This is a genomic window from Xanthomonas sp. LMG 8993, assembly GCF_009835065.2.
Taxonomy (GTDB): Bacteria; Pseudomonadota; Gammaproteobacteria; order Xanthomonadales; family Xanthomonadaceae; genus Xanthomonas; species Xanthomonas arboricola.
In genome coordinates this window covers 87,581-113,174 of sequence record NZ_QVIF02000009.1, presented here as the reverse complement: position 1 = coordinate 113,174, position 25,594 = coordinate 87,581, and the positions used below count along the sequence as shown (strand labels likewise).

At 65.6% G+C, this 25,594-nt stretch carries 23 protein-coding genes; 11 read left to right on the top strand and 12 right to left on the bottom strand.

What is annotated here, in order from left to right:
- The first annotated feature begins 75 nt into the window (after positions 1-75).
- The 4 genes from exbB (at position 76) to DYQ94_RS16225 (ending at position 2,480) form a co-directional block, all read left to right on the top strand.
- Positions 76-837, top strand: coding sequence for a TonB-system energizer ExbB (gene exbB, locus DYQ94_RS16240; RefSeq protein ID WP_005912445.1), 762 nt, complete (start codon positions 76-78; stop codon positions 835-837).
- 45 nt (positions 838-882) lie between these two features.
- Positions 883-1,305, top strand: a complete 423-nt coding sequence (locus tag DYQ94_RS16235) for an ExbD/TolR family protein (RefSeq protein WP_011035268.1) — start codon at positions 883-885, stop codon at positions 1,303-1,305.
- 3 nt (positions 1,306-1,308) lie between these two features.
- Positions 1,309-1,719, top strand: a complete 411-nt coding sequence (locus DYQ94_RS16230) for an ExbD/TolR family protein (protein WP_011035269.1) — start codon at positions 1,309-1,311, stop codon at positions 1,717-1,719.
- A 353-nt stretch (positions 1,720-2,072) separates the two neighbouring features.
- Positions 2,073-2,480, top strand: coding sequence for an ExbD/TolR family protein (locus DYQ94_RS16225; RefSeq protein ID WP_126966812.1), 408 nt, complete (start codon positions 2,073-2,075; stop codon positions 2,478-2,480).
- Positions 2,481-2,607: 127 nt separating this feature from the next.
- Here the strand turns inward: DYQ94_RS16225 and DYQ94_RS16220 are convergent, their stop codons facing one another.
- The 3 genes from DYQ94_RS16220 to cls all read right to left on the bottom strand — a co-directional run bounded on the left by DYQ94_RS16220 (position 2,608) and on the right by cls (position 5,190).
- Positions 2,608-3,375, bottom strand: a complete 768-nt coding sequence (locus DYQ94_RS16220) for a pyridoxine 5'-phosphate synthase (RefSeq protein ID WP_126966813.1) — start codon at positions 3,373-3,375, stop codon at positions 2,608-2,610.
- A gap of 10 nt (positions 3,376-3,385) precedes the next feature.
- Entirely contained in the window at positions 3,386-3,655 is a 270-nt protein-coding gene (locus tag DYQ94_RS16215) for a hypothetical protein (RefSeq protein WP_024939143.1), read from the bottom strand.
- 74 nt (positions 3,656-3,729) lie between these two features.
- Positions 3,730-5,190, bottom strand: coding sequence for a cardiolipin synthase (gene cls / locus DYQ94_RS16210; RefSeq protein ID WP_046345200.1), 1,461 nt, complete (start codon positions 5,188-5,190; stop codon positions 3,730-3,732).
- 135 nt (positions 5,191-5,325) lie between these two features.
- Here cls and DYQ94_RS16205 point away from each other — a divergent pair, with 135 nt between their 5' ends.
- The gene (locus DYQ94_RS16205; RefSeq protein WP_126966814.1) at positions 5,326-6,420 is read left to right on the top strand and encodes a PA0069 family radical SAM protein; all 1,095 of its coding nucleotides are present in this window, start codon (positions 5,326-5,328) and stop codon (positions 6,418-6,420) included.
- An 85-nt stretch (positions 6,421-6,505) separates the two neighbouring features.
- On the opposite strand, the gene DYQ94_RS16200 is transcribed toward DYQ94_RS16205, so the two are convergent.
- A complete protein-coding gene (locus DYQ94_RS16200; protein WP_104591067.1) occupies positions 6,506-7,210 on the bottom strand; it encodes a 2OG-Fe(II) oxygenase in 705 nt (234 codons plus the stop codon).
- Between the two features lie 120 nt (positions 7,211-7,330).
- A complete protein-coding gene (locus tag DYQ94_RS16195; protein ID WP_024939140.1) occupies positions 7,331-8,671 on the bottom strand; it encodes an outer membrane protein transport protein in 1,341 nt (446 codons plus the stop codon).
- 217 nt (positions 8,672-8,888) lie between these two features.
- Between DYQ94_RS16195 and DYQ94_RS16190 the strand changes: the two genes are divergently transcribed.
- The 3 genes from DYQ94_RS16190 (at position 8,889) to DYQ94_RS16180 (ending at position 10,987) form a co-directional block, all read left to right on the top strand.
- Positions 8,889-9,581: a rhomboid family intramembrane serine protease gene (locus DYQ94_RS16190; protein ID WP_024939139.1), complete on the top strand. Its 693-nt coding sequence runs from the start codon at positions 8,889-8,891 to the stop codon at positions 9,579-9,581.
- A gap of 99 nt (positions 9,582-9,680) precedes the next feature.
- Positions 9,681-10,001 carry a DUF1820 family protein gene (locus tag DYQ94_RS16185; RefSeq protein ID WP_016901574.1) on the top strand — a complete coding sequence of 107 codons (321 nt, stop codon included), beginning with the start codon at positions 9,681-9,683 and terminating at the stop codon, positions 9,999-10,001.
- The gene (locus tag DYQ94_RS16180) at positions 10,001-10,987 is read left to right on the top strand and encodes a D-2-hydroxyacid dehydrogenase family protein (RefSeq protein WP_046345202.1); all 987 of its coding nucleotides are present in this window, start codon (positions 10,001-10,003) and stop codon (positions 10,985-10,987) included. Before DYQ94_RS16185 ends, DYQ94_RS16180 begins: the two co-directional genes overlap by 1 nt.
- Before the next feature lie 201 nt (positions 10,988-11,188).
- Here the strand turns inward: DYQ94_RS16180 and DYQ94_RS16175 are convergent, their stop codons facing one another.
- Together DYQ94_RS16175 and DYQ94_RS16170 are read right to left on the bottom strand one after the other, a co-directional pair.
- Positions 11,189-12,703: a S41 family peptidase gene (locus DYQ94_RS16175; RefSeq protein WP_126966815.1), complete on the bottom strand. Its 1,515-nt coding sequence runs from the start codon at positions 12,701-12,703 to the stop codon at positions 11,189-11,191.
- Positions 12,704-12,844: 141 nt separating this feature from the next.
- A complete protein-coding gene (locus DYQ94_RS16170) occupies positions 12,845-14,143 on the bottom strand; it encodes a murein hydrolase activator EnvC family protein (RefSeq protein WP_184428928.1) in 1,299 nt (432 codons plus the stop codon).
- 97 nt (positions 14,144-14,240) lie between these two features.
- Between DYQ94_RS16170 and DYQ94_RS16165 the strand changes: the two genes are divergently transcribed.
- Positions 14,241-14,897 carry a DUF4097 family beta strand repeat-containing protein gene (locus DYQ94_RS16165; RefSeq protein WP_104544113.1) on the top strand — a complete coding sequence of 219 codons (657 nt, stop codon included), beginning with the start codon at positions 14,241-14,243 and terminating at the stop codon, positions 14,895-14,897.
- A gap of 60 nt (positions 14,898-14,957) precedes the next feature.
- Positions 14,958-16,754, top strand: a complete 1,797-nt coding sequence (locus tag DYQ94_RS16160) for a M28 family metallopeptidase (RefSeq protein ID WP_160955048.1) — start codon at positions 14,958-14,960, stop codon at positions 16,752-16,754.
- Between the two features lie 361 nt (positions 16,755-17,115).
- On the opposite strand, the gene DYQ94_RS16155 is transcribed toward DYQ94_RS16160, so the two are convergent.
- The 4 genes from DYQ94_RS16155 to DYQ94_RS16140 all read right to left on the bottom strand — a co-directional run bounded on the left by DYQ94_RS16155 (position 17,116) and on the right by DYQ94_RS16140 (position 22,340).
- On the bottom strand, positions 17,116-17,565 hold the full coding sequence (locus tag DYQ94_RS16155; protein WP_160955047.1) for a PepSY domain-containing protein: 450 nt from the start codon (positions 17,563-17,565) through the stop codon (positions 17,116-17,118).
- A gap of 337 nt (positions 17,566-17,902) precedes the next feature.
- Positions 17,903-18,964, bottom strand: coding sequence for a glycoside hydrolase family 5 protein (locus DYQ94_RS16150; RefSeq protein WP_160955046.1), 1,062 nt, complete (start codon positions 18,962-18,964; stop codon positions 17,903-17,905).
- A 513-nt stretch (positions 18,965-19,477) separates the two neighbouring features.
- Positions 19,478-20,467, bottom strand: coding sequence for a glycoside hydrolase family 5 protein (locus tag DYQ94_RS16145; protein ID WP_184428999.1), 990 nt, complete (start codon positions 20,465-20,467; stop codon positions 19,478-19,480).
- 799 nt (positions 20,468-21,266) lie between these two features.
- Entirely contained in the window at positions 21,267-22,340 is a 1,074-nt protein-coding gene (locus DYQ94_RS16140; RefSeq protein ID WP_126966817.1) for a glycoside hydrolase family 5 protein, read from the bottom strand.
- A 308-nt stretch (positions 22,341-22,648) separates the two neighbouring features.
- Between DYQ94_RS16140 and DYQ94_RS16135 the strand changes: the two genes are divergently transcribed.
- Complete coding sequence (locus tag DYQ94_RS16135) at positions 22,649-23,707, top strand: NAD(P)-dependent alcohol dehydrogenase (RefSeq protein ID WP_016901586.1); 1,059 nt, start codon at positions 22,649-22,651, stop codon at positions 23,705-23,707.
- A 188-nt stretch (positions 23,708-23,895) separates the two neighbouring features.
- Here DYQ94_RS16135 and DYQ94_RS16130 read toward each other — a convergent pair whose 3' ends face one another.
- Positions 23,896-24,981, bottom strand: a complete 1,086-nt coding sequence (locus DYQ94_RS16130) for an acyltransferase family protein (protein WP_126966818.1) — start codon at positions 24,979-24,981, stop codon at positions 23,896-23,898.
- Positions 24,982-25,594 lie beyond the last annotated feature (613 nt).

Here is a 25,594-nt window from a genome sequence, read left to right as displayed (position 1 = left end):
CGGCCACGGTCGGCCCAGGATCCTGTCTTCCTTTCGCTCCACCCTTCATCACCACACACAACAAAGGTAAGCGTCATGCTGCAGGAATTCTTTATCGCCGCCGCTGCAGGGGGCTCCAATCCGTCGGCCGCCCTGTCGCAGATGGGCTTCGAGCACTTGATCACTGAAATGACGTCCAGCCCCGGCGATTTCGCCGTGTCCTGGGTCGTTCTGATCACCCTGATCGCCATGTCCGCTGCCTCCTGGTACTGGACTGTCATCAACATCTTCCGTGCCACCCGTCTGAAGAGCGCGGCTGACCGCGTCACCACTGCGTTCTGGGATGCCCCGAATGCACAGGATGCCATCCGCGCCATGGAAGAGCAGCCGGCTTCCGAGCCGTTCTCCAAGATCGCACTGGACGCAGCGCAGGCTGCTGCTCACCACCAGCGCGCCGAAGGCAGCACCGGTGGCCTGGGCGAGAGCCTGAGCCGTTCGGAATTCGTCGATCGCGCCCTGCGTCAGGCCGTGACCCGCGAAAGCACCAAGCTGCAGTCGGGCATGACCCTGCTGGCCACCGTCGGTGCGACCGCGCCGTTCGTCGGTCTGCTCGGTACGGTGTGGGGCATCTACGGCGCGCTGATCAAGATCGGTGCAACCGGTTCGGCCTCCATCGACGCCGTTGCCGGCCCGGTGGGTGAAGCGCTGATCATGACCGCGATCGGTCTGTTCGTCGCCATCCCGGCCGTGTTCGCGTTCAACTTCTTCTCCAAGGTCAACAGCTCGGTGATCGCCAAGTTCGACACCTTTGCCCACGACCTGCACGACTTCTTCGCCACTGGTTCGCGCGTTCGCTAATCCGTAGTAAAGAACGACTTCGCAACGATTTAGACGGAGCCCGTTATGGCCTTCAGTAGTGGAAACAGCGGTGGCCCGATGGCCGACATCAACGTGACGCCCCTCGTGGACGTGATGTTGGTGCTGCTGATCATCTTCATCATTACGGCACCGCTGATGTCCCATAAGGTCAAGGTGGAGCTGCCAGAGGCCAACCTGATCCAGAAGGAAGATGCGGAGAAACGCGCCGCGCCGATCACCCTGGCCGTCAAGGAAGACGGGTCGCTGTACTGGAACGACGAGCCGATTTCCAAGGAGGCCTTGGAATCGCGCCTGTCCACCGCCGCACAGCAGACACCGCAGCCGCCGCTCAATTTGCGTGGCGACCGCACGACTAAGATGCGTACGATCAACGAGATCACCAAGATCGCGCAGGGTCAGGGCATGTTGGACGTCGGCTTCGTCGCAACCAAAGAGAAGGGGCAGTAAGCCATGGCATTCAGTACCGGTGGAAACCGCGGCCCAATGGCCGACATCAATGTCACGCCCCTGGTGGACGTGATGTTGGTGCTGCTGATCATCTTCATCGTGACCGCGCCGATCATGACCTACCCGATCGCCGTGGATCTGCCGCAGCGGGTGCTCAACCCGCCACCGCAGACGACCGAACCGCCGCCGCCGATCGAGTTGCGGATCGACGCCAGCAACCAGGTGTTCTGGAACAACAGCCCGACCCCGGTCGCGCAGTTGCAGCAGAAGATGGAAGAAGTGGTGCAGGCCGATCCGACCAATCAGCCGGAACTGCGCATCGACGCCAATGAAGATGCGGAGTACGAAGTGATGGCCAAGGTCCTCGCTGCGGCGAAGAACTCGCAGATGAAGAAAATCGGCTTCATGCAGTAAGACATCGCAAGACCGCAACACAACAGTCATGACGCGACTGCAACGCCACCGGAAACGGTGGCGTTTTTTTATGCTCGATCAATGGGGTGGTTGCTGCTGCGATGTTCGACGCGCATGCATGCGGCCGGCTGTTTGCCAGGACGTGATATCCGTTTCCCGGGCACCGGGCGAGTGATGCATGCAGTGACCCTCAGGTCGTCCGCGCAAGCAAACCGCCGGAGGTGCAGCGACAAGTCGCAACGGCACGCTTCGGGGCTCGGCCTGCCAGAGGCGTCTGCCCTGCCCTTCCCTCACTGCCGACCAGGTGTATGCTCGATCGTGCAGCACCCACGCTCATAGCACAGGAGGCAGTCATGGCTTTCAGTACGGCAGGCAATCGGGGACCGCTGGCGGAGATCAATGTCACGCCGCTGGTGGATGTCATGTTGGTGTTGTTGATCATCTTCATCGTCACCGCTCCGATGCTGGCGCGGCCAATCACGGTGGACCTGCCACAGCGCAGCGAGCAGACCCAGTCACGCATGGACCCGCCTGCACCGATCGGGTTGCGTGTGGACGCCAGCGGGCAAGTGTTCTGGAATGCCAGCCCGATAACGCTGCAGCAATTGCAGCCCAGGTTGATCGAACAGATGCGCCAGGCAGCCGGCAATCAGCCAGAGCTGCGCATCGCCGCCAGTGCGGATGCCGAATACGCGGTGATGGCCAAGGTGCTGGCTGCAGCCGAGAATGCGCAGGTGGATCGCATCAGTTTTGTGCAATAAATGGGTGATTAACCAGCCTGGTAAATCAGCCGCAAGTCATCGATAACGATTGCATCGGGGCAGACGCCCTGCCCCGATGCAATACCTAGAAACTAGACAACGCATCCATATAATCGACTTGATTATCTCAAGCGCTGATCGATGCGCCGCGCAGTATGTCCAGATAGGCGCGCACGGTCGCATCCAGGCCTTGATACAAGGCTTCGCTGATCAATGCATGACCGATCGAGACTTCGAGTACGCCGGGGACAGCGCTCAGAAAGTCGCCGAGATTGGCCTGCGACAAATCGTGGCCGGCATTGATGCCCAGACCTGCGGCGGCGGCGCGCTGCGCTGCGTCGGAAAACAGCTTGAATGCAGCATCCGGCTGGCCGCTCAGATGCGCGTGCGCATATGGGCCGGTGTACAACTCGATCCGGTCTGCACCGAGTGCTGCCGCCTGTGCGATAGCGGGATTTTCGGCATCGACAAACAGACTGACGCGAGCACCGATGGCCTTGAACGAGGCAATCAGCGTGGCCAGTTGGGAGGTGTCCTGGGCAAAATCGAAACCGTGGTCGGACGTCAGTTGTCCATCGCCATCCGGTACCAGGGTGACCTGTTCGGGGCGGGTGGCACGACATAAGTCCAGCAGGCCCGGATAACCGTCGCGCGGCGGCGCGAACGGGTTGCCTTCGATATTGAATTCGACACCGTGCTCGCGTGTCAGCGCGCTCAGCGCCAGCACATCGTCGGCGCGGATATGCCGCTGGTCCGGGCGCGGGTGCACGGTGATGCCGTGCGCACCGGCGGCAATGCAGGTGCGTGCGGCCTGCACCACATCCGGATCGTGGCCGCCGCGCGAATTGCGCAACACCGCGATCTTGTTGACGTTGACGCTGAGCTTGGTGGTCACTGCGTCGGTCTCAGGCCTGTGGCTCGCCGTCGCGCGTGGCATTGAGGGCAGCCGCCTTGCGGGCTTCGGCGATCTCGCGCAGGCGGCGCAGCTCGGCCGGGTCGATCAGGCTGCTGGTATCGCGCTGGGTATCGCCCATGCGCGAGGCGAACCAGCCGCGCGTCCACAGCAACAGCAACAGCAGTGCCACCAGCAGCGAGGCCACCAGCAACCACACGTGCGGCGTGCTGAACGCCAGCACCAGCGCACCCAATGCCATAAGCAGAAACAGCCAGTGCATGACGAGCTCCCCGATCAGTGGCGGCAGTGTAGCGCCGCGCCCGGCATGGTTCCACGTGGGCGCGGCGATGCGGCTCAGAGCAGCGGTGACAGCAGCCGTGCACAGGCTTCGGGCAGCCGCGATCGCCACAATGGCCGGTGGCGGGCGAAGCGCACCTCCTGCGCCTGCTGCAGGTCGGCGTCGATCAAACCGGCCAGCTCGGCGGCCACCGCCTGATCGCGGAACAGCATCGACAGCTCGAAATTCAGGCGAAAGCTGCGGCTGTCGAAATTGGCGCTGCCGACGATGCAGACCTCGTCGTCGGCCAGCAACGCCTTGGTGTGCAGCATGCGCGGGCCGTATTCGTAGATGCGCACGCCGGCCTCGAGTAGCTCGTCGAAATACGAACGCGCCGCGTAGGTGACCAGACGCGAGTCGCTGACACGCGGCACCAGCAGGCGCACGTCCAGTCCGCCCAGTGCGGCCGAGGTCAGCGCCATGCGCGCGGCCTCGCCGGGCACGAAATACGGCGTGACCAGCCAGACCCGATGCCGGGCTTCGTGAATCGCAGCGACCATCAGCCGGTGGATGGACTCCCACGACGAATCCGGGCCGGAGACCAGCACCTGCGCGTCGACATCGCCCTGCGCACGGCTCGGCACGTCCTCGGGCCATAGCTGCTGGCCGTGGAAGGCAGCGCGGCCCTGCCCGGTGGCGTACAGCCAGTCTTCCAGGAACACCAGCTGCAGGCTGCGCACCACGTGGCCCTGCAGGCGCATGTGCAGGTCGCGGTAGGCATCGCTGCGGACCTGCTCGTTCTCTTCGTCGGTGACGTTGATGCCGCCGGTGAAGCCGATCCTGCCGTCGACCACGACCACTTTGCGGTGGGTGCGCAGGTTCAACCACGGCCGCTTGAACGGCTTGAGCAGCTGGGATGGATGGAACCAGGCGGTCTCCACCCCGGCCGCGCGCAGCGTGCGCAAGCTGCGCCGGGTCATCGCCGACGACCCCACCGCATCCATCAGCAGGCGCACCTTGACCCCGGCGCGTGCGCGCTCCATCAGCGCATCGCAGATCGCGGTGCCGCTGTGGTCGGGCTGGAAGATGTAGTACTGCAGATGGATATGATCGCGTGCACCGCGGATGGCCTCGATGATGGCCGCATAGGTGGCCGCACCATCCACCAGCCAGTGCACCTCGGTGGCGCTGCTGGGGGCCAGCCCGGTAGTGGACTGGGCGATCTTGGCCAGCTCGGTGCAGTCCGCATCCGGCGGGCAGACGCTGCTGTAGCTCTCCATGCCCGAGCGCGAACGGCCGCGCCGCAGTCGCTGGCGTTTGACCTTCTGCGGGCCGAGCCAGTAGTAGATCAGCAAGCCCAGGTACGGCAGCGCCGCCAGCGACAGCACCCAGCTGAGCGTGGCCACCGGCTCGCGCTTCTGCAGCACGATCCAGCTGGCGATCCACAGCAGGTACAGCACGTAGGCGGCGAGGAGAAGCGCTTCGAGGTGGGGAATGGTGGCCAGCCACTCCCACGCGCCCTGTACGGATGCGAGCATGCGCGGATTCTACGGGGCGCACGTACCACTGCGGTGAGCGTGGGGACGATGCGATCGCCGCGCCGGGTCTGAAAGCTTCATCGTGGCGCGCCCCTGGTCGCATCGATTGAGACCCGCCGGCCGTACGATGACGCGATGGCAACAGCGATCAAGGGCCGTGGGGCGACCGGCCATCTGCCCGGACGCTTCGAAACCACCACCCAACAACCGGTGGACGATGGCTGGTACGCCGACGACGGCGAGGAGTTCGCCGCGCCGGCATTGCGCACCCAGGTCACCGAGGAAACCGCGCGCAGCATCATCAGCCGCAATCAATCGCCGGACATCGGCTTTTCGCAATCGGTCAATCCGTATCGTGGGTGCGAGCATGGTTGCAGCTACTGCTTTGCGCGGCCTTCGCATGCCTACCTCAATCTGTCGCCCGGGCTGGATTTCGAGACCAAGCTGTTCGCCAAGACCAACGCGCCGGAGCTGTTGCGCCGAGAATTGTCGCGCCCGGGCTATGTGCCCAGCCCGATCGCACTGGGCATCAACACCGATGCCTACCAGCCGATCGAGCGCAAACGCGCACTGACGCGGCGCCTGATCGAGGTGCTGTGGGAAACCCGGCACCCGTTCACGCTGATCACCAAGAATGCGCTGGTTACGCGCGATCTGGACGTGCTTGCACCGTTGGCACGCGAGGGCCTGGTCAACGTGCATTTTTCGGTGACCACGCTGGACCCGCATCTGTCGGCCAGGCTGGAACCGCGCGCATCCGCACCGCATGCCCGCCTGCGCGCGATGCGGGCACTGCACGAGGCCGGCGTGCCGGTCGGGGTGATGGCCGCGCCGGTGATCCCGTGGATCAACGACCATGAGCTGGAAGCGATCCTGCAGGCCGCGTCCGCTGCCGGCGCGCACAGTGCCGGCTATGTGTTGTTGCGGCTGCCGCACGAAGTGGCGCCGCTGTTCCGCGACTGGTTGCAGACCCATCACCCGCAACGCGCCGGGCACGTGATGAGCACGATCCAGCAACTGCGCGGCGGCAAGGATTACGACAGCGCCTTCGGCACACGCCTGCGCGGCCAGGGCGTCTACGCGGAGTTGCTGGCACGCCGCTTCGCCCTGGCCCACCGCCGCAGCGGTTTCGACGCACGCGACATGCCGGCATTGGACACGACCAAGTTCCGCCGCCCCGCTCCGCCGGCCAAGCCGGTGCCGCAATCGCCGCAAGGCAGTCTGTTCTAGCGGCGGGGCTTGGGGATTTGGGATTGGGGATTCGTAACAGCCGACGCACTGCAGTGACCCGCCCTTACCAATCCCCAATCCCCAATCACGAATCTCCGCCGTACAAGGCACTCGCCGACTGGAACAGGATCCAGCTGGTGGCGATGAACTTGTCGCCGCCGACCGGGCGGTTGCCGCGGTGGGTGTGGGTGAAGGCGGTGGGGGCGATCAGCAGGCTGCCGGTGCGCGGGCGGGCCTTGCGCTGCTGGAACAGGAATTCGGTCTCGCCCTGTTCGAACTCGTCGTTGAGGTACAGCGTCCACAGCAGATGCCGGTGCAATGTGTCGGCGCTGGCATCGCGTGGATACAGCTCGCAATGCCAGTAGGGATAGCCGCCCTGGTCGGCGGTGTACCACTGCAGGTTGATCGCGCCCGGACGCAGGCAGGTACGGGCCAGGTCGCCCAGCGCCTGGTCGCTCATCTGCGCGATGTCCTCGGCCACCAGCCGGTGCGGGCTGCCGTCGGCAGTGGTGACCTGCAGCATCAGCGGTGAGATCAGGGCTTGTGGATAATGCCGCAGATAGGTCAGCACGCCTTCGAACACCGCTTGCTGCAGGCGGTTTTCCACCGCCGCCCACTCGGCTACGCCGCTGATGCGCAGGTCGCGGCTGTGTTTGAGTTCGGGAAACACGCCGCCACCGATACGGCCGGGATGCAGCTGCTGGCTGTCGCGCATGCGTTGCACGATGGCGGCGCAATCCTCGCGCGAGACGGCGTTGTCGGTGATCTGGATGAAGTCGGGTTGGCTCATGCGCACGACCATAGCAATCTGCGCTAGCGCCTGCACAGCGCGCCCGGCGGCGCACGCAAGGCAGCAAAGAAAAACCCCGCCGAAGCGGGGTTTTTCGTTACACGCGTGGTGCTACGACGATCAGAACTTGTAGTTGACCGAAGCGGCCAGCACGTCGCCCTTCACCTTGTAGCTGCCCGCCAGGCGGTCGCCGGTGGCACTGCGGGTGTCGCTGGTCGGGTCGCTGGTGAACAGGTGGGTGTAACCGAAGTTGTATTCGGCCTGCTGCGACGGACGCCAGCTCAGACCCAGCGAGACCCACTTGCGGCTCGCATCCGGCACGCGCACGTCGCGGTGCTCGGCGGTGGTCGGGGTCTGGTCGTACGCCAGGCCGCCACGCAGGGTCAGCGTCTCGCTCATGCGGTAGTCGGCACCGATCGAGGCGAAGGTGGTGTCGCGGTAGGAGAAGTCCAGCACGCTGTCGGGCTGGTTGGAGGCGAAGTCCACGGTCACCTGGTCGAACTTGCTCCAGGCGGTGCGGGTGACGTCGGCCATGATCGACCACTGCTCGTTCACGTTGTGGGTGAAGCTGGCGGTGGCGCTGGCCGGCAGCTTGACGGTAGCGCGACCCTTGGTGTCGACGAAGGTGCCCGGCGCGGCAACGCCCAGGACTGCCGCAGCCGGACCCGGCACGGTGAAGTCGGCATCGCCGTCGGTGATCTTGTGCTCCACTTCCGAGCGGTAGCTGAAGCCGATGTGGGTGTTCTCGTCGATGCTGAACAAGCCGCCGAGGGTGAAGCCCACTTCGGTGCTGTCGCCCTTGATGCGCGAGTAGCCATCGGCATTGCCCGGCGCGAAGCCCGGCACGCGGCGCGCGGCCAGCACGCTGCCGAAGTCGACCGCATTGGCCAGGTCGATATCCAGACGCTCGGCGAACACCGAGGCACCGAAGGACACGTACGGGTTCACGTCATAGGAGAACGCGACATTGAAGTCGATCGCCTGCAGCTCGGTCTTGGTGCCGTGGTAGCGGCCGACCCAGTCGCGGTCGTATTCGGTCTTGAAGCCGAACGGCACGGTCAGCGAGGTACCCAGGTGCATGTTGTCGTTCTCGCCGAACGGCACGTGGAAGTACATCGCCGGGACCGGCGCGATCATGCCGGCGTCGCCGCCATTGCCGCCGGAGACCGGGGCGCCGTTGGCGTAGGTGGCGGTGTCGGGCTGGAACTTGGCCGAGAAGCTGATGGCGCTGACGTCGGCCTGGAACAGGCGACCGTCCAGCTGGCGCATGCCGGCCGGGTTGTTGGCGATGATCGAGGCATCGTCCGGGGCGCTGCCCGAACCGGCGAAGGCACGGCCAAGACCCTTGGCGCTGTTTTCCTTCAGCTGGAAGGCGGCGCCGTGGGCCTGGCCAACGGCGAGTACGCCGGCAATACCGACGGCCAACAGGGTGGCGCGGCTGAGAGTGGAAGCGGTAGACATAAGGTGGTGCTCTCCGGATAAAGACTGCAGTGGTCGGTACAGCGCCCGCGCCCAGCGCCAAGTGGCTGCTGGAGCGCGCCGGAGACCCCCCCCCGACATACGACGCCGTACGCAGTATACCCACCACAATTAACCGAACAATAACGAAGCACGTTTTGATCGTCTGGACAGGTTAGGGATGGGTTCAGGAGCGTGAACCCGCTAGAGTGCCACTCCGATGTTCGTCTCTCTCCCTTCCCGCAAGAAACCCACCCCGCGCTGGGCAGTGCCGTTGCTGTTCGCAGCCGTCTGGCTGGCCTACCTGTGGTCGATCAGCCGGCCCGGCGAGGCACGCAATACGCTGTGGCTGGACTGGGGCGCGCTGTCCAGCGGCGTGTCCAACCTGGGCGACTGGTGGGCGACGCTGCGCGACGGCAGCGTGCTGCGGCTGTTCACCGCGTTGTTCCTGCATGCGGACTGGTCGCACCTGCTCGGCAACCTGGTGTTCCTGCTGATCTTCGGGCTGCCGGCCGAGCGCATCCTCGGGCCGTGGCGCCTGCTGTTGCTGTTCCTGGTCGGCGGCGCGGCCTCCAATCTGGCGGCAATCTTCGCGATCGGCACCCCGGACCGGGTGATCATCGGCGCCTCGGGCGCGGTGTCGGCGTTGATCGGCACCTATCTGGCACTGTTTCCCGGCGCCAAGCTGGGCGTGGTGCTGCCGCTGGGGCTGTTTCTGGAATTCATCCGGGTACCGGCGCCGTTGCTGATCGGCGCCTGGGCGCTGCTGCAGGTGGTGTTCGCCTATATCGGCCCGGCCTTCGGCATGGTGGCGTGGTCGGCGCATATCGCCGGGTTCGTGTTCGGCATCGTGTACGGGCTGTATGTGCGCGCGGCGATCGCGCGGCGGCTGCGCAAGCGCCACGGGTTCTAGCGCGGCGGCAATCGTGCAAGGCGCACCGGGGCGCCGTGTTGCGCCGGCTGCGCGCTGCGTCGCTGCGTCGCTGCGCGGTGGCGCGCCTATAATCGCCGCATGTCCAAGCCTCTGTACAAAGTCACCTTCCTCAATCACGGCAAGGTCTACGAGCTCTACGCCCGCCAGGTCACCGGCAGCCATCTGTGGGGCTTCAACCAGATCGGCGAGCTGGTGTTCGACGTGCACGACGGGCTGGTGGTCGACCCCACCGAAGAGCGCCTGCGCGAAGAGTTCGGCAACACCAAGACGCTGCATCTGCCGATGCAGAGCATCGTGCGCATCGAGGAAGTCGAGAAGAAGGGCCAGTCGGTGATCCGCGATGCCACCACCGGCGACAAGGTGGTCACGCCGTTCCCGTTGCCGACCAAGCCGCGCTGATGCGCATCCTGGTGCCCGACGATTACCAGGGCGCCGTGCGTCACCTGCCCTGCCTGCAGCGCCTGCACGGCCACGATGTGCAGGTGCTGGGCGCGCTGGCCACCGACCCCAACGAATGGGCCGAGCGGCTGGTCGAAGCCGATGCATTGGTACTCATCCGCGAACGCACCCGCGTGGACGCCACGCTGTTGCGGCGCCTGCCGCGACTCAAGTTGATCAGCCAGACCGGGCGGATCGGCGCGCATGTGGATGTGGCCGCGTGCACCGAGTTCGGAGTGGCGGTGGCCGAAGGCGTCGGCTCGCCGGTGGCACCGGCCGAACTGACCTGGGCCTTGATCCTGTCGGCCAGCCGGCGCCTGGGCGAGTACCAGCGCGCGCTGCACCAGGGCCGCTGGCAGGCGCTGGGCGATCCTGGTCTGGGGCGCGCGTTGCATGGGCGCACGTTGGGCATCTGGAGTTACGGGCGCATCGGCCAGCGCGTGGCCGGCTTCGGGCGTGCATTCGGCATGCAGGTGCTGGTGTGGGGCGGCGAGGCCTCGTGCGCACAGGCCGCGCGCGATGGCTTCGACATCGCCGCCAGCCGGCAGGACCTGTTCGAACGCAGCGATGTGCTGTCGCTGCATCGGCGCCTGACCGCGCAGACCCGCCACCAGATCAACGCGCAGGATCTGGCCTGGATGCGTCCGGATGCGTTGCTGGTCAACACCAGCCGCGCCGAGCTGATCGCGCCCGGCGCCTTGCTGGCCGCGCTGGATGCGGGCCGGCCGGCACAGGCGGCGGTGGATGTATTCGAACGCGAGCCGGTGCTGGATCCGCGCGACCCGCTGCTGCAGCATCCGCGCGTGCTGGCGACGCCGCATCTGGGCTACGTGGAAAGCGACAGCTATGCGCTGTACTTCGAAGCGGCGTTCGACAATGTGTTGGCATTTGCCGCCGGTGCGCCGCGCAACCTGGTCAATCCCGAGGCATTGGCGATTACGCGATAGCGCGTGGTTGACGCGGTGATCGTGCGCTTGGAGAGGCTTGTCGCGACCGGGGTCGCTCCTACAAGCGCTTTGGGGTCCAAACCCGCCGGCGCTGTGGCGGCCGGGTGATCCAGGGATGCGTGCAGGTGGCGTGGCAGTGCCGATGCGTAGCGATCGGGCCTGGCGCGCAGCGGGTGATTCACCCGCTGCGCTGTGGCCGGATTACTTGACTGGTTCGGCCGGCGCAGGCGCAGACGCGGCAGGTTCCACCGGCGGCGCGGGCTTGGCCTTGTCGGCCGGTTCGCTCGGCTTGTCGGCAGGCTTGGCCTTGTCGGCTGCTGCCGGGCGCGCGGCGGCCGGCCTGGGCTCGGCCGCGGTCTTGGCGGCCTTGGCCTTCTGCGCTGCCTGTGCCTTGGCCTTGAGCGCGGCTTGCGCCTTGGCCGCCGAGCCGGGCTGCTTGAGCTCGGCCAGCGCGGAGGCGATCGGGCCATCGCCCGGCAGCACGTCGCCGGCGCTGTAGCCCTCCTCGCCTTCGGCATCGCCACGCAGATGGCCCGGCAGCGTGGCTTCGCTGAAGTCGGCCAGGCTGGCCGGCACGTCGGCATCGCCCGGTTGCGGTTCCGGGGTGAGCAGCACTTCCGGCACGATGCCGCTGGCCTGGATCGACTTGCCACTGGGGGTGTAATAGCGCGCGGTGGTCAGCTTGACCGAGTCGCCGTTGTCCAGCGGCAGCACGGTCTGCACCGAGCCCTTGCCGAAGGTGCGGCTGCCGATGATGCGCGCGCGCTGGTTGTCGCGCAGCGCGCCGGCCAGCACTTCCGAGGCACTGGCCGAGCCGGCGTCCACCAGCACCACCACCGGCGCGCCGCCGAGCAGATCGCCCGGGGTGGCGTCGAACTTGGCATCGCTGATGGAGATGCGCCCGCGCGTGCTGACGATGTTGCCCTTGTCGAGCAGGTCGTCGGCCACCTGCACCGCCGAGGTCAGCAGACCGCCCGGGTTGCTGCGCAGGTCCAGCACCAGGCCGCGCAACTTGCCGCCGGCCTGCAGCTGCTTGAGGTTCTTCTGGAAGTCGGCACCGGTGTCGGCCTGGAAGGTGCTGATGCGGATATAGCCATAGCCCGGCTCCAGCAGCTTGCTGCGCACGCTGGCCACGCGGATGGTCTGCCGCTGCAGGGTCACGTCGAACGGCTTGGGCGCCTTGTCGCGCACGATGGTCAGCACGACCTTGCTGCCGGATTCGCCGCGCAGCGGCTCCATCGCCTTGCTGGCGTCGATCGGCTTGCCGTCGATGGCCACGATGACGTCGCCGGCGCGGATGCCGGCACGTGCGGCCGGGGTGTCGTCGATCGGCGCGATCACCTTGAGCGTGTTGTCCTGCTGCTGCAGCAATTCCACGCCGATGCCGTCGTAGGCGCCAGTGGCCTGCTCGTCGAAGGCTTCGGCATCTTCCTTGTCGAAATAGGTGCTGTGCGGGTCCAGATCCGAGAGCAGGCCGCGCACCGCGGCGTGCATCAGCTTCTTGTCCTCGACCGGGTCGACGTAGGCCTGCTTGACCGCGTTGTACACCGCCACGAAGCGGCGGATCTCGTCCAGCGGCACCTTGGAGACGGCGGCTTCGTTGGCTTCCGGATCGTCCGCAGTGGCCTGGGCGGCGGCGGGACTGGCTTTCTGCGCCCAACCGGGTGAGGCGAACAACGCCAGCGACAGGGCAACGGACAGGACGGCTACGCGCATGAAGCACTCCGACAAAGAGATAAGACGCCCCGCAACGGAGCAGCCTGGATTATGCGCGAAGCCGCGGTAAATCCGCGTTGACTTGGCGGGGCCAGGTATGGCGGCGGTCATGCACCGGCACGCGCGCGGCGTGCGCGCCACTCAGCGGCGCTGCAACCAGCTCGACGGATCCACCGGCTGCCCGTTGCGACGCAGTTCGAAGTACAGCGCCGGCACGCCCTGCCCGCCCGAGCTGCCGACCTTGGCCACCGCTTCGCCGCGCTTGATCGACGCGCCGGCATCGCGCAACAGCGTGTCGTTGTGCGCGTACAGGCTCATGTAGCCGTTGCCGTGGTCCACGATCAGGATCATGCCGTAGCCGGTCATCCAGTCGGAGAACACCACCGTGCCATCGGCCACCGCGGTGACGGTGCTGCCCTTGGGCGCGCCGATCAGCACGCCCTTGCTGGTGTGGCCATCGGGCAAGGTGGCGTTGAAGCGCGCCAGCAGGTTGCCCGCCACCGGCCAGCTCAGGCCGCCGACCTTGGGTGCCGGCGCACTCGCGATGACCTTGGGCGGGGTCTTGCCGGGACGCTCGGGGCGCTCGGTCTTGCTGCGTTTGGCCTGCGCGGCGGCTTCAGCGGCAGCGCGTCTGGCGGCGGCACGCCGTTCGGCCTCGGCCTTGGCGGCGGCCGCGCGCAGGTTGGCGAGCAGCTGCTCCAGCGATTTGGCGTCCTGGCCCAGGGCTTTTTCGCGTTCGGCGCGCTGTTTGTAGCGGTCGTCCAGCTGCGCGACCGTCGCCGCCTGCTGCGAGCGATCCTTCTGCAGCAATGCGGCCTGCGCCTTTTGCTGCGCACGCGCCGCATCCAGTGCCTGGCGACGGTTGGCGATGTCCTGCTCCACCTTGGTCAGCGCATCCAGCTGCGTGGTCAGTGCCTGGATGCGCTGTGCACGCGCGTTCTGCACGTAGCGATGATCGGCCAGCATGCGCGTGGCATCGCCCACGGTGTCCTGCGACAACAACACCTTCAACGGCGCGTTGCGGCCGACCTGGTCGGCGGCGCGCAATAGCGCAGCCAGCTGCACGCGCTGGTTCTGCAGGCCGCGCTGCAGCTGCGCACGCTCCTGCTGCAGCTTGCCCAGATGCTGTTCCTGCTCGCGCATCGCCGTTTCGGTCTCGCTCAACGCGCGCGAGGTCCTGGCCACCTTCTCATCGGCCTGGCGCAGTTGCTGGGCGGCAGTGCCGCGCTTGCCTTCCAGCTCGCGGCGGTCGGCGCTGATGGTCTTGAGTTCGTCGCGCAGCTGCTGCAGTTTGCGCTCGGTTTCGCGCTGGCTTTGCGCACCGGCCGCGGTGCTGCCCAGCAGCGTGCAGGCCAGCACGGTCGCCGCCAGCCACGCGCGGCAGCGGCCGGTGGCGGGGGCGGACGGCAGGCGCGAGCGCGGGGCGGGCGACAGGGGCAACGAAAGGTCCAGTGACTTCAGGCAGGTGCGCGATTGTAGCCAAGCATGGTGTGATCACCGCCACGCCCAAGACAGCCGCCGCCGCGCAAGGTTCAGCATGAAGCCCCAGCATCTTCTTCTGGCATTGTCCCTGGTCTGCGCAAGCGCCTGGGCCGACGAGGACATCAGCAAGGTCAACGGCCGCATCAGCGCCGAGCCCGGCAAGGTCTATGGCGGGCTGGACACCGTCAATGGCTCCATCGAGGTCGGCGCCGGCGCGCAGACCCGGAGCGTGGAAACGGTCAACGGCAGTATCCAGATCGGCGACAACGCCCGCACTGGCGATGTTTCCACGGTCAATGGCGCGATCACGCTGGGGCAGAAGGTGGTGGTGTCCGGCGGGCTGGAGACGGTCAACGGCAGCGTGCTGGTGGAGCGCGGCAGCCGCATCAGCGGCGGTGTGGAAACCGTCAACGGCAGTATCGGCCTGGTGGAAACCGAGCTCGGCAAGGGCATCGAGACCGTCAACGGCGACATTACCGTCGGGGTGCGCTCGCATGTGCATGGCGGGATCGAGGTCACCAAGCCGAACTTCAGCTTCTCGTTCAAGCCTGCGCGCAAGCCGCGCGTGGTGATCGGCCCGGATGCGGTGGTCGATGGCCCGCTGGAGTTCGAGCGCGAGGTCAGCCTGTACGTGCACCGCACTGCGAAGATCGGTGCCGTCACCGGCGCCACCGCGCGCAGCTTCGACAGCGACGTGGCACCCAAGGACTGACGCGCTCACCACGGGACCAGCGCCTAGAATCGGGGGACCTTCGCCGCACGAGGAGTCCCGATGCCCCGCAAGATCCTGTTGTGCCTGGCCGCGACGCTGGCCCTGGCCGGCTGCAAGCGCGAATCCGCCGACGCACCAAGCGCGCCCGCCGCACAGGCGCCGGTGGACACGGCGGCCAGCGCACCGGTCAGCCGCCACACCTTTTCGCCGGAGCTGACCGGCGACGACTTTGCCGAGCTGGTCAAGACGCTGGCCTCGGACGAATTCGAAGGACGCGGCCCCGGCACGCCGGGCGAAGAGAAGACCGTCACCTATATCCGCGATCAGATGCAGCGCATCGGCCTGCAGCCGGGCAACGGCGACAGCTGGTTCCAGGACGTGCCGATGGTGGAAACCACCGCCGATGCGGCCACTGCACCCAGCCTGCGCAGCGGCGAGCAGACCCGCACCCTGGCCTTCGGCACCGACATCGTGGTCGGCACCCGCACCGGCCAGGCCGAGGTCAAGCTGGACAACAGCGAGCTGGTATTCGTCGGCTACGGCGTGGATGCGCCCGAACAGCAGTGGAACGATTACGCCGGCCAGGACTGGAAGGGCAAGACGGTGGTGATGTTCGTCAACGATCCCGGCTTCCATACCGGCGATGCCAAGCTGTTCGACGGCAAGCGCATGACTTACTACGGCCGCTGGACCTACAAGTTCGAGGAAGCCGCCCGCAAGGGCGCGGCCGCCGCGCTGATCGTGCACGACACCCCGGGCGCCAGCTATGGCTGGGATGTGGTCAAGAATTCCTGGGCCGGCCCGCAATACGACCTGCCGGCCAAGGACGATCCCGATCCGCGCCTGCCGGTACAGGGCTGGATCAGCGCCGAGACCGCCAAGCAGCTGTTCGCCAATGCCGGGCTGGATCTGGCGCAGGCCTACAAGGACGCCAGCAAGCGTGGCTTCAAGCCGGTGCCGTTGAAGGCGAGCTGGTCGGTGGACCTGAAGAGCACGATCGCGGAGAAATCCTCGCGCAACGTGGTCGGCGTGCTGCCCGGGACCACGCATGCCGACGAAGCGGTGCTGTACATGGCGCACTGGGATCACCTGGGCAAACACCCGGGCGAGAGCGGCGACAACATCTATAACGGCGCGGTGGACAACGCCACCGGCGTGGCCGGCATTCTCGAGATTGCCGACGCGTTCGCGCATCAGGATCCCAAACCGGCGCGGTCGGTGGTGTTCGTTGCGGTGACGCTGGAAGAATCCGGCCTGCTCGGTTCCAAGTACTACGTGGCCAACCCGAGCTTTCCGCTAGACAAGATCGCGGCGGTGATCAACCTGGATGCGATGTCGGTGGCCGGGCGCGCACGCGATGTCACCGTGGTGGGCATGGGCAGTTCGGAGCTGGAAGACATCCTCAAGCCGATCGCCGCGATGCAGGGCCGCACCCTGCATGCCGAAGCCACGCCGCAAAGCGGCTCGTATTTCCGCTCGGATCATTTCAACTTCGCCAAGGCCGGTGTGCCGGCGCTGTATGCCGATGGCGGCGAAGACCTGCGCGAGGGCGGTACCGCGGCCGGGCGCGCGGCCGCCGAAGACTATGGGCGCAATCGCTATCACGCCCCGGGCGACGAATACGATGCGGCCAGCTGGAAGCTCGATGGCACCATCGAAGACCTGCAGGCGGTGTATGGCGTGGGCAAGGAGGTGGCCGCCGGCCAGCGCTGGCCCAACTGGTATGCCGGCAACCCGTTCAAGGCTGCGCGCGATCGCATGATGGCCGGCAAGCCCGCTGCGGGCGCCGCGGTAGCCGCGCCTGACGCCGAAAAAGACGCAGCTGCCGAGGGCAAGAAGGCGGCGCCGGCGCGTTGAACGACGCCAGCACCGCATGCGATGTCATGCAGCTACTGCATGGCGTCGTGATGCGGCCTGCAAGGTGCGCGGCAGCGGCGAGCCCGCGTATCGCGATCAACGTAAAGGGCCTCCGGTTGGAAGCCCTTTGTGTTGGTTCGTCCTGATCGTTGCGGTTGCGGACGAGGTCACGATCCGTGTCGATGCAGTGCATCGATGCGTCAGATCACGTGCCGCCTCCCACTGAAGTATGTCTGTTCGTCGGTGCCCTTCTGAGAGAGGATGCCACCGGCCTGGGAGATGCCTTCAATCGTGCTGACGGCAATGCCTTGCCATCAGCACGGCCGTCCTGTCGGCACGCCGGCGCCCCGAGATGCGATGGTCAATCGTTATCCACGCTAACCACGTGACCATCATCCGGGTCGACGTGCAGATCGACCTTCTGCCCACCGCGTTGCTCGGCATCGGCCTTCCACAAGCCGTCTTCGAACTTGAGATCGTGCACATTGGAATAGCCGCCGGTCGACAGCGCGGCGCGGATATCGGCCTCGCTCAGTTTGGAGGTGGTCTGGTCGCCGTACACGCGGCCGGTCACCGGATCGATACGGACATCCACATCCTTGCCGTCGCCGCTGCGTGCGTCGGCGGTCCACACGCCATGTTCGAACTTGACGTCGTGTACCTTGGTATAGCCCTTGTCGGTCAGCATGCTGGTGACCTCGCGGGCGGTCAGCGCCTTGGCCGGCTTGTCGGCGGCGGCCTGCGCAAACGCGCCCTGCGCTGCCAATGCGAGTGCGCCGATCAGCGCGGTCTTCATCAGTCGATGTGCCATGTGATGCTCCTGCAGTGAAGTGCGCCCATGCTGGACGCGGCTTTATCGCTGCCAGGTGAATGGCCGTTAGAAGCCGCAGCAAGAGTTCAGTGAGCTCAAGCTTCGGTGATGATGCGCCCGGGGTGCGTCCGATGGCGCACGCACGTTCGCACGTTCATCAGCCAGTGGTTTGCGGCATTGCGGCGCAATGGGCGCGTAGTGTGCTGGGAGCGACGTAAACGGTGTCACATCGAAACCGTCCTGCCCGGCCTGTCATCCAATAGACAGCCAGTACGAAGATGCAAAAGAAGCGAGCCGCCTTGCGGCGGCTCGCGTGACTCAACCCATCTGCCTCAGATTACGGAATGGCACGTGTGGCGCGCACGGCCTGCGGCGAGAGGATGGACATCTGCGGCTTGTCGGTGCCGTCCTTGTTGGGATGCACGCTGTACTGATAGCTGACGTTCCACCACGAACCGGCAGCCCACCAGGTCCAGCCCGACCAGACATCTGCATTGGCATCGATATAGCGGAGCATGCCGCGCAGTGCCTCATTGCAGACGGGGTTATTGGCGGTGCCGAATTCGCCCAGAAACCCGCGCCTGTGGTTGGTGCGCAGCCACTCGGTGAAACTACGCAGACGCTCGACACCGATGGTGGCACTGACGCAGACATTGGTGGTGCCGCTGGAATCGGCATCCAGGTATTGATGCACTTCGAACGCGTAGCGATCGAGCGGATCGTAGATCGAAACCAATGCGGTTGCGTTGGAATAGCCGTCGTTGGTGGGCGAATACCAGCTGTGCGCACCGGTCCATAATGCGCCCGGCACCAGAATCAGGTTGTTCGCACCGGTGGCACGAATCGCATTGATGCCTGCCTGTGCAGTGGCAGCCCAGGCGCTGGCCGAGACGCCATTGGGCTCATTCATCAGCCCGAAGATCACCGCGTTGTCACTGGGAAATGCCAGCGCAAGGCGGCGCCACAAATCGGCGAATGTGGCGATCGGCACTTCGTCGCCACCGATCTTGTAACCGTAGTATTTGCCGTAATTGTGGATGTCCAGCACCAGATACATGCCCGATGCCTTGGCGCGTGCCACGGCTTGCTGCACCAGGGCCAGTTGGGTCGGATCCAGTTCACCGCGTGCACTGGGCTGCAGACGTTCCCACAGCACCGGCAGGCGGATCGTGTTCATGCCGACGCCGGCGAAATAGGTGTAATCGCTGGCCGAGGCATACATATAATCCTTATTGAGGACGCCGGGTTTTTTGGACGATGCGAATTCGGCGCCGGATAAATTGACGCCGGCATACGTCAGTGCGCGTGTTTGTGCGTAGACGGGTGCGAATGTGCCGAACAGAATGCAGAGCAGGGTGCAGCGGAAAACGGTGCGCAGCGTTTGAGAGACAGCAGACATGAAACAACTCCTTCGACGACGGGGATGGTGTGTCGCAGCGGTTTGCGTGCGATCTGCGCGAGGTGCGCCACACCTGTCGTAACCAATGCATCTGCCGTGCCTAAACGCTCACCACATCGAATGTGAATTAAATGTGTAGGCTGGGTCGCAGTCACTTACCGCAAGGGTCACGTTCTGGAACAGCACGCTGTGACGCGCCGCGCTGAAAAGCGGTCGCGCACGCTTGTCGACACCGCCATCGCATGCATGGCGCTGTCGAAAAATCGGCGGATGGATACGCTCGCCGTCAACGGCGCGGCGCCGGATCACCGACGCTGCACTGCTGTAGCGCACGCACACGCAGCGAGCGCTAGAGCGCTTGCTGAGTGCTGGCGTTTTGCTGCGTGACGACTGTGCTCACCGCGACTGGGCACGGCTGTTGCCGGGCATCGGCATATACCGGGTGTACATGCGTGAGCTGGGTGCTTGCTGCGCAGCGTGCGACGGTTGCCCATCGCACGCTGCTTGCTCCGACTACTGGGTGATGCGTTTTGCGCGCGCGCTCAGGATCGACATCTGCGGCTTGTCGCGGCCCTGCGCATCGGGCTGCACGTTGAAGGGGTAGCTGCGGTTCCACCACGCGCCGGCGGCCCACCAGGTCCAGCCCACCCATACGTCGCGGTTGGTTTCCAGATAGCCCAGCATGCCGTTGAGTGCGCTATTGCAGGTGGCGTTGTTGCCGGTACCGAACTCGCCGAGAAAGCCCTGCTTGTGATTCAGACGCAGCCATTCGGTGAAACTGCGCAGGCGTTCGGCACCGGCGGTGCTGCTGACGCAGCCGGCACTGGTGCCGCTGGAGTCCGTATCCAGGTACTGATGCACTTCGATGGCGTAGCGATTGAGCGGGTCGCGAATGGAGGCCAGCGCCACCGCGTTGGACTGGCCGGCAACGGTGGAGTACCAGCTGTGCGCGCCACTCCATAGCGCGCCGGGCACCAGGATCAGATTGTTGGCACCGGTCTTGCGGATGGTGTCGATCGATGCCTGCGCGGCGTTGGCCCAGGACTGCGGGTTGATGTCGTAAGGCTCGTTCATCAGCCCGAAGATCACGCTGTTGTCGTTCTTGAAGGCGATCGCCAGGCGTCGCCACAGATCGTTGAAGGTGCTGATCGGCACGCGCGCGCTGCCGATCTTGTTGCCGTAATACCGGGCGTAGTTGTGGATATCCAGGATCAGGTACACCTTGGCCGCCTTCGCGTTGGCCACGGCCTGGCGGATCAGTGCCAGCTGCGCCGCATCCAGCTCGCCGCCGGCCTTGGGTTGCAGGCGCTCCCACAGGATGGGCAGCCGGACGATGTTCATGTGTTTGCCGGCGAAGTAGCGGTAATCGCTGGCGGCCGGATACAGATAGTCGACGTTGAGCACCCCGGGCTTTTGCGAGGATTTGATTTCGGCACCGGAAAGATTGACGCCTGCGTACTTCAGGCGGTTCTGTGCCTGTGCGAATGGCACACCTGCAAGCAGCGCCATGACAAGCAGCAGCAATGACAACGCACGGCTGGACAGCCGGCGCGTCGGCGTGGGGGAGGGCAGCATGGGTGACTCCTGAAGCATTCGCGGGGGAGATGCATTGCCCTGGCGTGGACCTGCCACGTGCATGACGACACTGCATCGCGTTTCACCCTAAGCGCATCGAGACATTCAAACTACGAATGCGAGCTATCACTTAATTGGAGCTGTGAGCGACTTCGCGTTTATTGCCAAACATGCGCACGCTTTGTTGTGGTAAGGCGACACCGCACGGTCACGCGCATTGCATGCCGATTGCAATCTGCGCCGAATCGCTGCGGAAATACGCCGCCTCCCGCATCGCTGGACGGCCATGGTGCGATCACAACGCGGCAGGTCGATGGCGCCGTGCGCCTGGCAGTGGTGCGCATCGCAATTGCGACGTACGCCGCATTGCGCGGGCATCATCGAAACGCAACGCGCGGCGCGGCGCAGCACCTGCAATCGCCACCGCGCTGCTGCGCGATCAATGCGCACGCACATGCAAAAGTCACCTGGTGCGGTCGCGCAACCTCGGCACTTGCCATGTGCACCGCGCACTAGGTGTGGGCGGCGTCATGCTTTCGGCAGCGGGCAGCCAGTGCACCTGCTGCAATAAGAAGATCGGATTGCGGCTGAGATGGATGCAGCGCGCGGTCTGCAATCGCTGGTGGATGTCATCGGTGACGCGTGGCAGGACAGGGCGGATGGCGCGCAAAAAAAACGGTGGCCGCAGCAACCGCTGCGACCACCGTGATCGAGCGGACCGCGCGGCTTACTTGGTCGCGCGGCGGGCATACTTGCTCAGAATCGACATCTGCGGCTTGTCGCTGCCGTCCTTGCCCGGCTGCACGGTGAAGAAATACTCCGGCTTCCACCAGGCACCAGCGGCCCACCAGGTCCAGCCCAGCCACACGTCGCTGTTCTTTTCCATGTAGGTCAGCATGCCTTCCAGCGCCTGGTCGCAGACCGGATTGTTGGCGGTGCCGAATTCGCCCAGAAAGCCCTTCTGCTTGTTCTCGCGCAGCCATGCGGTGAAGCCGCGCAGCTTTTCCTCGCCGACCGTGGCGCTGGTGCACACCGGCTTGGTGCCGCTGTAGTCGTTGTCCAGATATTGGTGCGCTTCGAAGGCCAGGTTATTGCCCGGGTCCTTGAGGATTTCCAGCGCCTTGGCATTGGAGACGCCATAGTTGGAGCTGCGCCAGCTGTGCGCGCCGCTGTAGGCGGTACCCGGCACCAGGATCAGGTTCCTGGCGCCGGTCTTGCGGATCGCGTTGATCGCGCCTTGCGCCGCACTCGCCCAATCGGTGGCGGAAATGCCGTTGGGCTCATTCATCAGCCCGAAGATCACCGACTTGTCGTCCTTGAATTCGAGCGCCAGCCGGCGCCACAGATCCGCCACCGCGCCGGTGGGCACCTCGCTGCTGCCGATGCGCTTGCCGTTGTACTTGGCGTAGTTGTGCACATCCAGGATCAGGTACTGCTTGTTGGCCTTGGCCGCATCCACCGATTTCTTCAGCAGCGCCAGTTGCGCCGGATCCAGATCGCCATTGAGCTGTGGCTGCAGGCGTTCCCACAGGAACGGCAGGCGAATCGTGTTCATGCCCTTACCGGCGAAATAACTGAAATCCGACGCGGCCGGGTAGGTGTAGTCCTTGAACAGCGTGCCGGGCTTCTTGCGTGAGTTGAACTCGGCGCCGGACAGATTGACGCCGACATACTTCAGGCCGCTGGATTCCTTTCCGGGGCGCGCAGGCTCCTTGGCGTGCGCCAGCGGCAGTGCGGCCAACAAGGTCAGTGCGAGTGCGGCACTGCGCAAGGATGGGAGGTTGGGGGGAGAGCGGAACATGGAAGCCTCCTTCGGCATCGACGTAGGCGGCCGCAGGGGGAGGGCACGGCCAGCAGGGATGGTGCAGCGCAGGATGGTGGTTGGTCAGCGTAGAAGCTCCGGCGTTAGCGCGCCATTCACGCCGGCGAACGCCGATTTGATCGCGCGCAAACACCTGCAGGGCGCACCATGCCGCTGCGGTCGCGTCCGCAACCCGCCAGGCAAGACGCACTGTCGCAGGAGTGCGACAGGCGCCTGTCTTAAGCTAGCGCCACCCTTTTTTAGTCTCCCGCACTGTCGCGGGGGACGTCACATCTGGAGTCTCCCCCATGAGCCAAGCCCACGCGTACGCCGCCCAAACTGCCGATCAGCCGCTTGCACCGTTCGTGTTCGAACGGCGTGCGCCCGGCCCCAACGATGTGCAGATCGATATCGCCTATTGCGGCGTGTGTCACTCGGACCTGCACACCGCACGCAACGAATGGCACAACACGCGCTACCCGTCGGTGCCCGGCCACGAGATCGTTGGCCGCGTCACTGCGGTCGGCGATGCGGTCACCGGCTTCAAGGTTGGCGATCTGGCCGGCGTCGGCTGCATGGTTGACAGCTGCCGCAGCTGCGCGTCCTGTCAGGAAGGCGAAGAACAGTATTGCGAGCAGGGCTTCACCGGCACCTATAACGGCCCGATGTTTGGTGGCGGCGAGAACACCTACGGTGGTTACTCGGACCACATCGTGGTCGACCAGAAATACGTGCTGCGCATCTCGCACAGCGACAACCTGGCCGCAGTGGCGCCATTGCTGTGCGCCGGCATCACCACGTATTCGCCGCTGGCGCACTGGAAGGTCGGTCCCGGTCAGAAGGTGGGCGTGGTCGGTCTGGGCGGCCTGGGCCACATGGCGGTGAAGATCGCCAAGGCGATGGGCGCCACCGTGGTGCTGTTCACCACCTCCGAGAGCAAGCGCGCCGATGCGCTGCGCCTGGGCGCCAGCGAAGTAGTGGTGTCCAAGGACGAGGCGCAGATGGCCGCGCAGGCCAACACGCTGGATTTCATCCTCAACACCGTGGCCGCGCCGCACAACCTGGACCCGTTCCTCAATGCGCTCAAGCGCGACGGTGCGATGGTGCTGGTGGGCGTGCCCGAGGAATCGCATCCTTCGCCGAGCGTGTTCAATCTGGTGATGAAGCGCCGCACCCTGGCCGGTTCGTTGATCGGCGGCATCCGCCAGACCCAGGAAATGCTGGATTTCTGCGCCAAGCACAACATCGTCTCGGACATCGAAACCATCCGCGCCGACCAGATCAACGAGGCCTACGAGCGCATGCTCAAGAGCGACGTGAAGTACCGCTTCGTGATCGACATGGCCACGCTGGACAAGGCGGCCTGATCGCCTGGCTTGCAGCCCTGCCACAGGGCTGCAGGTCGGTTGCCGGCGCTACGGTCGGCCCAGGTGATGCGGCATGGAATGCATCACCCGGGTTAGGACGGCGGTGTGTGGTCGTATGACCGCACGACATCAGCCGTATCAGCCGGATCGGCAGCGCCGCTGGGCGGCACTGCCGGCAAGGACTGCGGCTATGCGGACACCGGCGAGGCGTGCAGCTTGCCGGCGACAGGCAAGCTGCGTGGGCGACGCACCGGCAGCGGTGCGGAGAACAGCAGGTTCAGCGCGGGCAGGCGGCCCGGTGCGCGCAGCAGGCACAGCACCGCCGGCCCCAGCACGCCGACACTCAATAAGGCGAAAAACAGCACCGTCCCCTCGTCGATCCAGCGCGGCAGCAGGTAGGCCAGCACAATGAACGGCGGAAAGTGGCTCAGGTAGAACACCACCGAGTTGCGGCCCACATAACGGATTGCCTGCGCGGCCGGTTGCCGGTTCGCCCACATCGCCGCGGTGATCAGCAGCGGCAGCGCGACCAGCACCAGCGGCAGGTAGCCGATCCAGATGCTGTGCAGCGCGGTGAGATTGGCGATCAGCACGATGGCGCACAGGCTCAGGCACGACAGCGGCCAGATCCAGCGCGGTGCCTGCCGCAGCAGTGCCGGCACCCGGCCGGCCAGCAGCGTGCCGATGTAGAAGAACGCAAAGTAATAGAACGGATCGGCACCCTGACGCAGCAGCGGACCCAGGCAAACCGAGCCCAGCACGGTCGCGGCCAGGACCAACGGCGCCGGCAGCCGGCGCAGCAAGGGCATCAGCACCAGAAACACGAACAGGTAGAACAGGAACCAGGTCAGTGCCACGTTGCCCACTGCGATCTTGCCCAGGTCCACCCAGGCGATGGGTTCGGCCTTGGCCAGCACCGAGCCGGCCTCGCGCAGGGCGAAGATCAGCACCGACCAGAGCAGGTAGGGATACAGCACGTGCCGCAGCTTGCCGCCGAGGTAGGGCGCGATGCCCTTGTCCAGCCCACGCGCCACGAACAGGCCCGAGAGCAGGAACATCAGCTGCATACGCAGCGGCGCCAACGAGCGGTTGAGGCGCTCGATCGACAGCATCAGTGCGCTGCTTTCTTCAGCAGCGCCGCCGCGCAGTTCCGGGTAGGCATCGAAGGCAAAGCCGTAGGCGTGCAGCACGATCACCATCAACACGCTGGCACCGCGGAGCCAGTCCACCCAGTCGTCGCGTCCGTATTGGCCGGTAGTGAGTTGCTGTGTCATGAGGTTGCTTCCTTGGTGGGGCCCACGGCTTCGCCGCCGCGGGGCGCGGCGACAGATGAATGAGGTCTGGAGTCCGCGGCGGCGGTATCGCGCACCGGGATGGGACCGACTGCCGTCATTGCCGAGCACATCCGGTTCGGAGCAGGGCGTCCTGCGCGTCGCTGGTGAGTCGGCAGCATCGCGTTAGGGGGCGACAGCAGATATGTGACTTAAATCACACTTCTATAGTGGGTGCAATCGTCGAGGCTGCAGATCGATGCGGGCCCGGGCGCATGCCGATGGCAGGCTCAAGCGTGTGTGCGAAAGGCTGCATGGCGGCTGGGCGCTTGCGTTTGCTGGCACTCCCGTCCGGTGCGCCGTGTGTCAGCTAGATGCCGATCGCGGAGGAGGCGTGCGTGTGGCCTCGCGCGCTGCGGGTCGGACAAGCCACGACCTTGCGGATGCGATATCGGCGTTGCGCCACGAGGCGTGTGGCCTGCGTGGCAAGCAGGTGGAACCCTGGGGCATGAGTCAGGCGAGAGTCTGGTCGCCTACAGGAGCGTCTTCCGCACGGTGGGTCGCGGTGGATGCGCTGCATCGAGCAGCGTCATGCGGCCTGGCCGCCAACGCAGCG

Bases quoted from the DNA above. Each gene is read 5' to 3' on its own strand.
- DYQ94_RS16140 (WP_126966817.1), bottom strand. From the start codon at position 22,340: ATGTTCCGCTCTCCCCCCAACCTCCCATCCTTGCGCAGTGCCGCACTC.
- DYQ94_RS16175 (WP_126966815.1), bottom strand. From the start codon at position 12,703: ATGCGCGTAGCCGTCCTGTCCGTTGCCCTGTCGCTGGCGTTGTTCGCC.
- DYQ94_RS16230 (WP_011035269.1), top strand. From the start codon at position 1,309: ATGGCATTCAGTACCGGTGGAAACCGCGGCCCAATGGCCGACATCAAT.
- DYQ94_RS16135 (WP_016901586.1), top strand. From the start codon at position 22,649: ATGAGCCAAGCCCACGCGTACGCCGCCCAAACTGCCGATCAGCCGCTT.
- DYQ94_RS16185 (WP_016901574.1), top strand. From the start codon at position 9,681: ATGTCCAAGCCTCTGTACAAAGTCACCTTCCTCAATCACGGCAAGGTC.
- cls (WP_046345200.1), bottom strand. From the start codon at position 5,190: ATGCTCGCATCCGTACAGGGCGCGTGGGAGTGGCTGGCCACCATTCCC.
- DYQ94_RS16165 (WP_104544113.1), top strand. From the start codon at position 14,241: ATGAAGCCCCAGCATCTTCTTCTGGCATTGTCCCTGGTCTGCGCAAGC.
- DYQ94_RS16190 (WP_024939139.1), top strand. From the start codon at position 8,889: ATGTTCGTCTCTCTCCCTTCCCGCAAGAAACCCACCCCGCGCTGGGCA.
- DYQ94_RS16200 (WP_104591067.1), bottom strand. From the start codon at position 7,210: ATGAGCCAACCCGACTTCATCCAGATCACCGACAACGCCGTCTCGCGC.
- DYQ94_RS16160 (WP_160955048.1), top strand. From the start codon at position 14,958: ATGCCCCGCAAGATCCTGTTGTGCCTGGCCGCGACGCTGGCCCTGGCC.
- DYQ94_RS16225 (WP_126966812.1), top strand. From the start codon at position 2,073: ATGGCTTTCAGTACGGCAGGCAATCGGGGACCGCTGGCGGAGATCAAT.
- DYQ94_RS16205 (WP_126966814.1), top strand. From the start codon at position 5,326: ATGGCAACAGCGATCAAGGGCCGTGGGGCGACCGGCCATCTGCCCGGA.
- DYQ94_RS16155 (WP_160955047.1), bottom strand. From the start codon at position 17,565: ATGGCACATCGACTGATGAAGACCGCGCTGATCGGCGCACTCGCATTG.
- DYQ94_RS16215 (WP_024939143.1), bottom strand. From the start codon at position 3,655: ATGCACTGGCTGTTTCTGCTTATGGCATTGGGTGCGCTGGTGCTGGCG.
- DYQ94_RS16195 (WP_024939140.1), bottom strand. From the start codon at position 8,671: ATGTCTACCGCTTCCACTCTCAGCCGCGCCACCCTGTTGGCCGTCGGT.
- exbB (WP_005912445.1), top strand. From the start codon at position 76: ATGCTGCAGGAATTCTTTATCGCCGCCGCTGCAGGGGGCTCCAATCCG.
- DYQ94_RS16235 (WP_011035268.1), top strand. From the start codon at position 883: ATGGCCTTCAGTAGTGGAAACAGCGGTGGCCCGATGGCCGACATCAAC.
- DYQ94_RS16180 (WP_046345202.1), top strand. From the start codon at position 10,001: ATGCGCATCCTGGTGCCCGACGATTACCAGGGCGCCGTGCGTCACCTG.
- DYQ94_RS16150 (WP_160955046.1), bottom strand. From the start codon at position 18,964: ATGTCTGCTGTCTCTCAAACGCTGCGCACCGTTTTCCGCTGCACCCTG.
- DYQ94_RS16130 (WP_126966818.1), bottom strand. From the start codon at position 24,981: ATGACACAGCAACTCACTACCGGCCAATACGGACGCGACGACTGGGTG.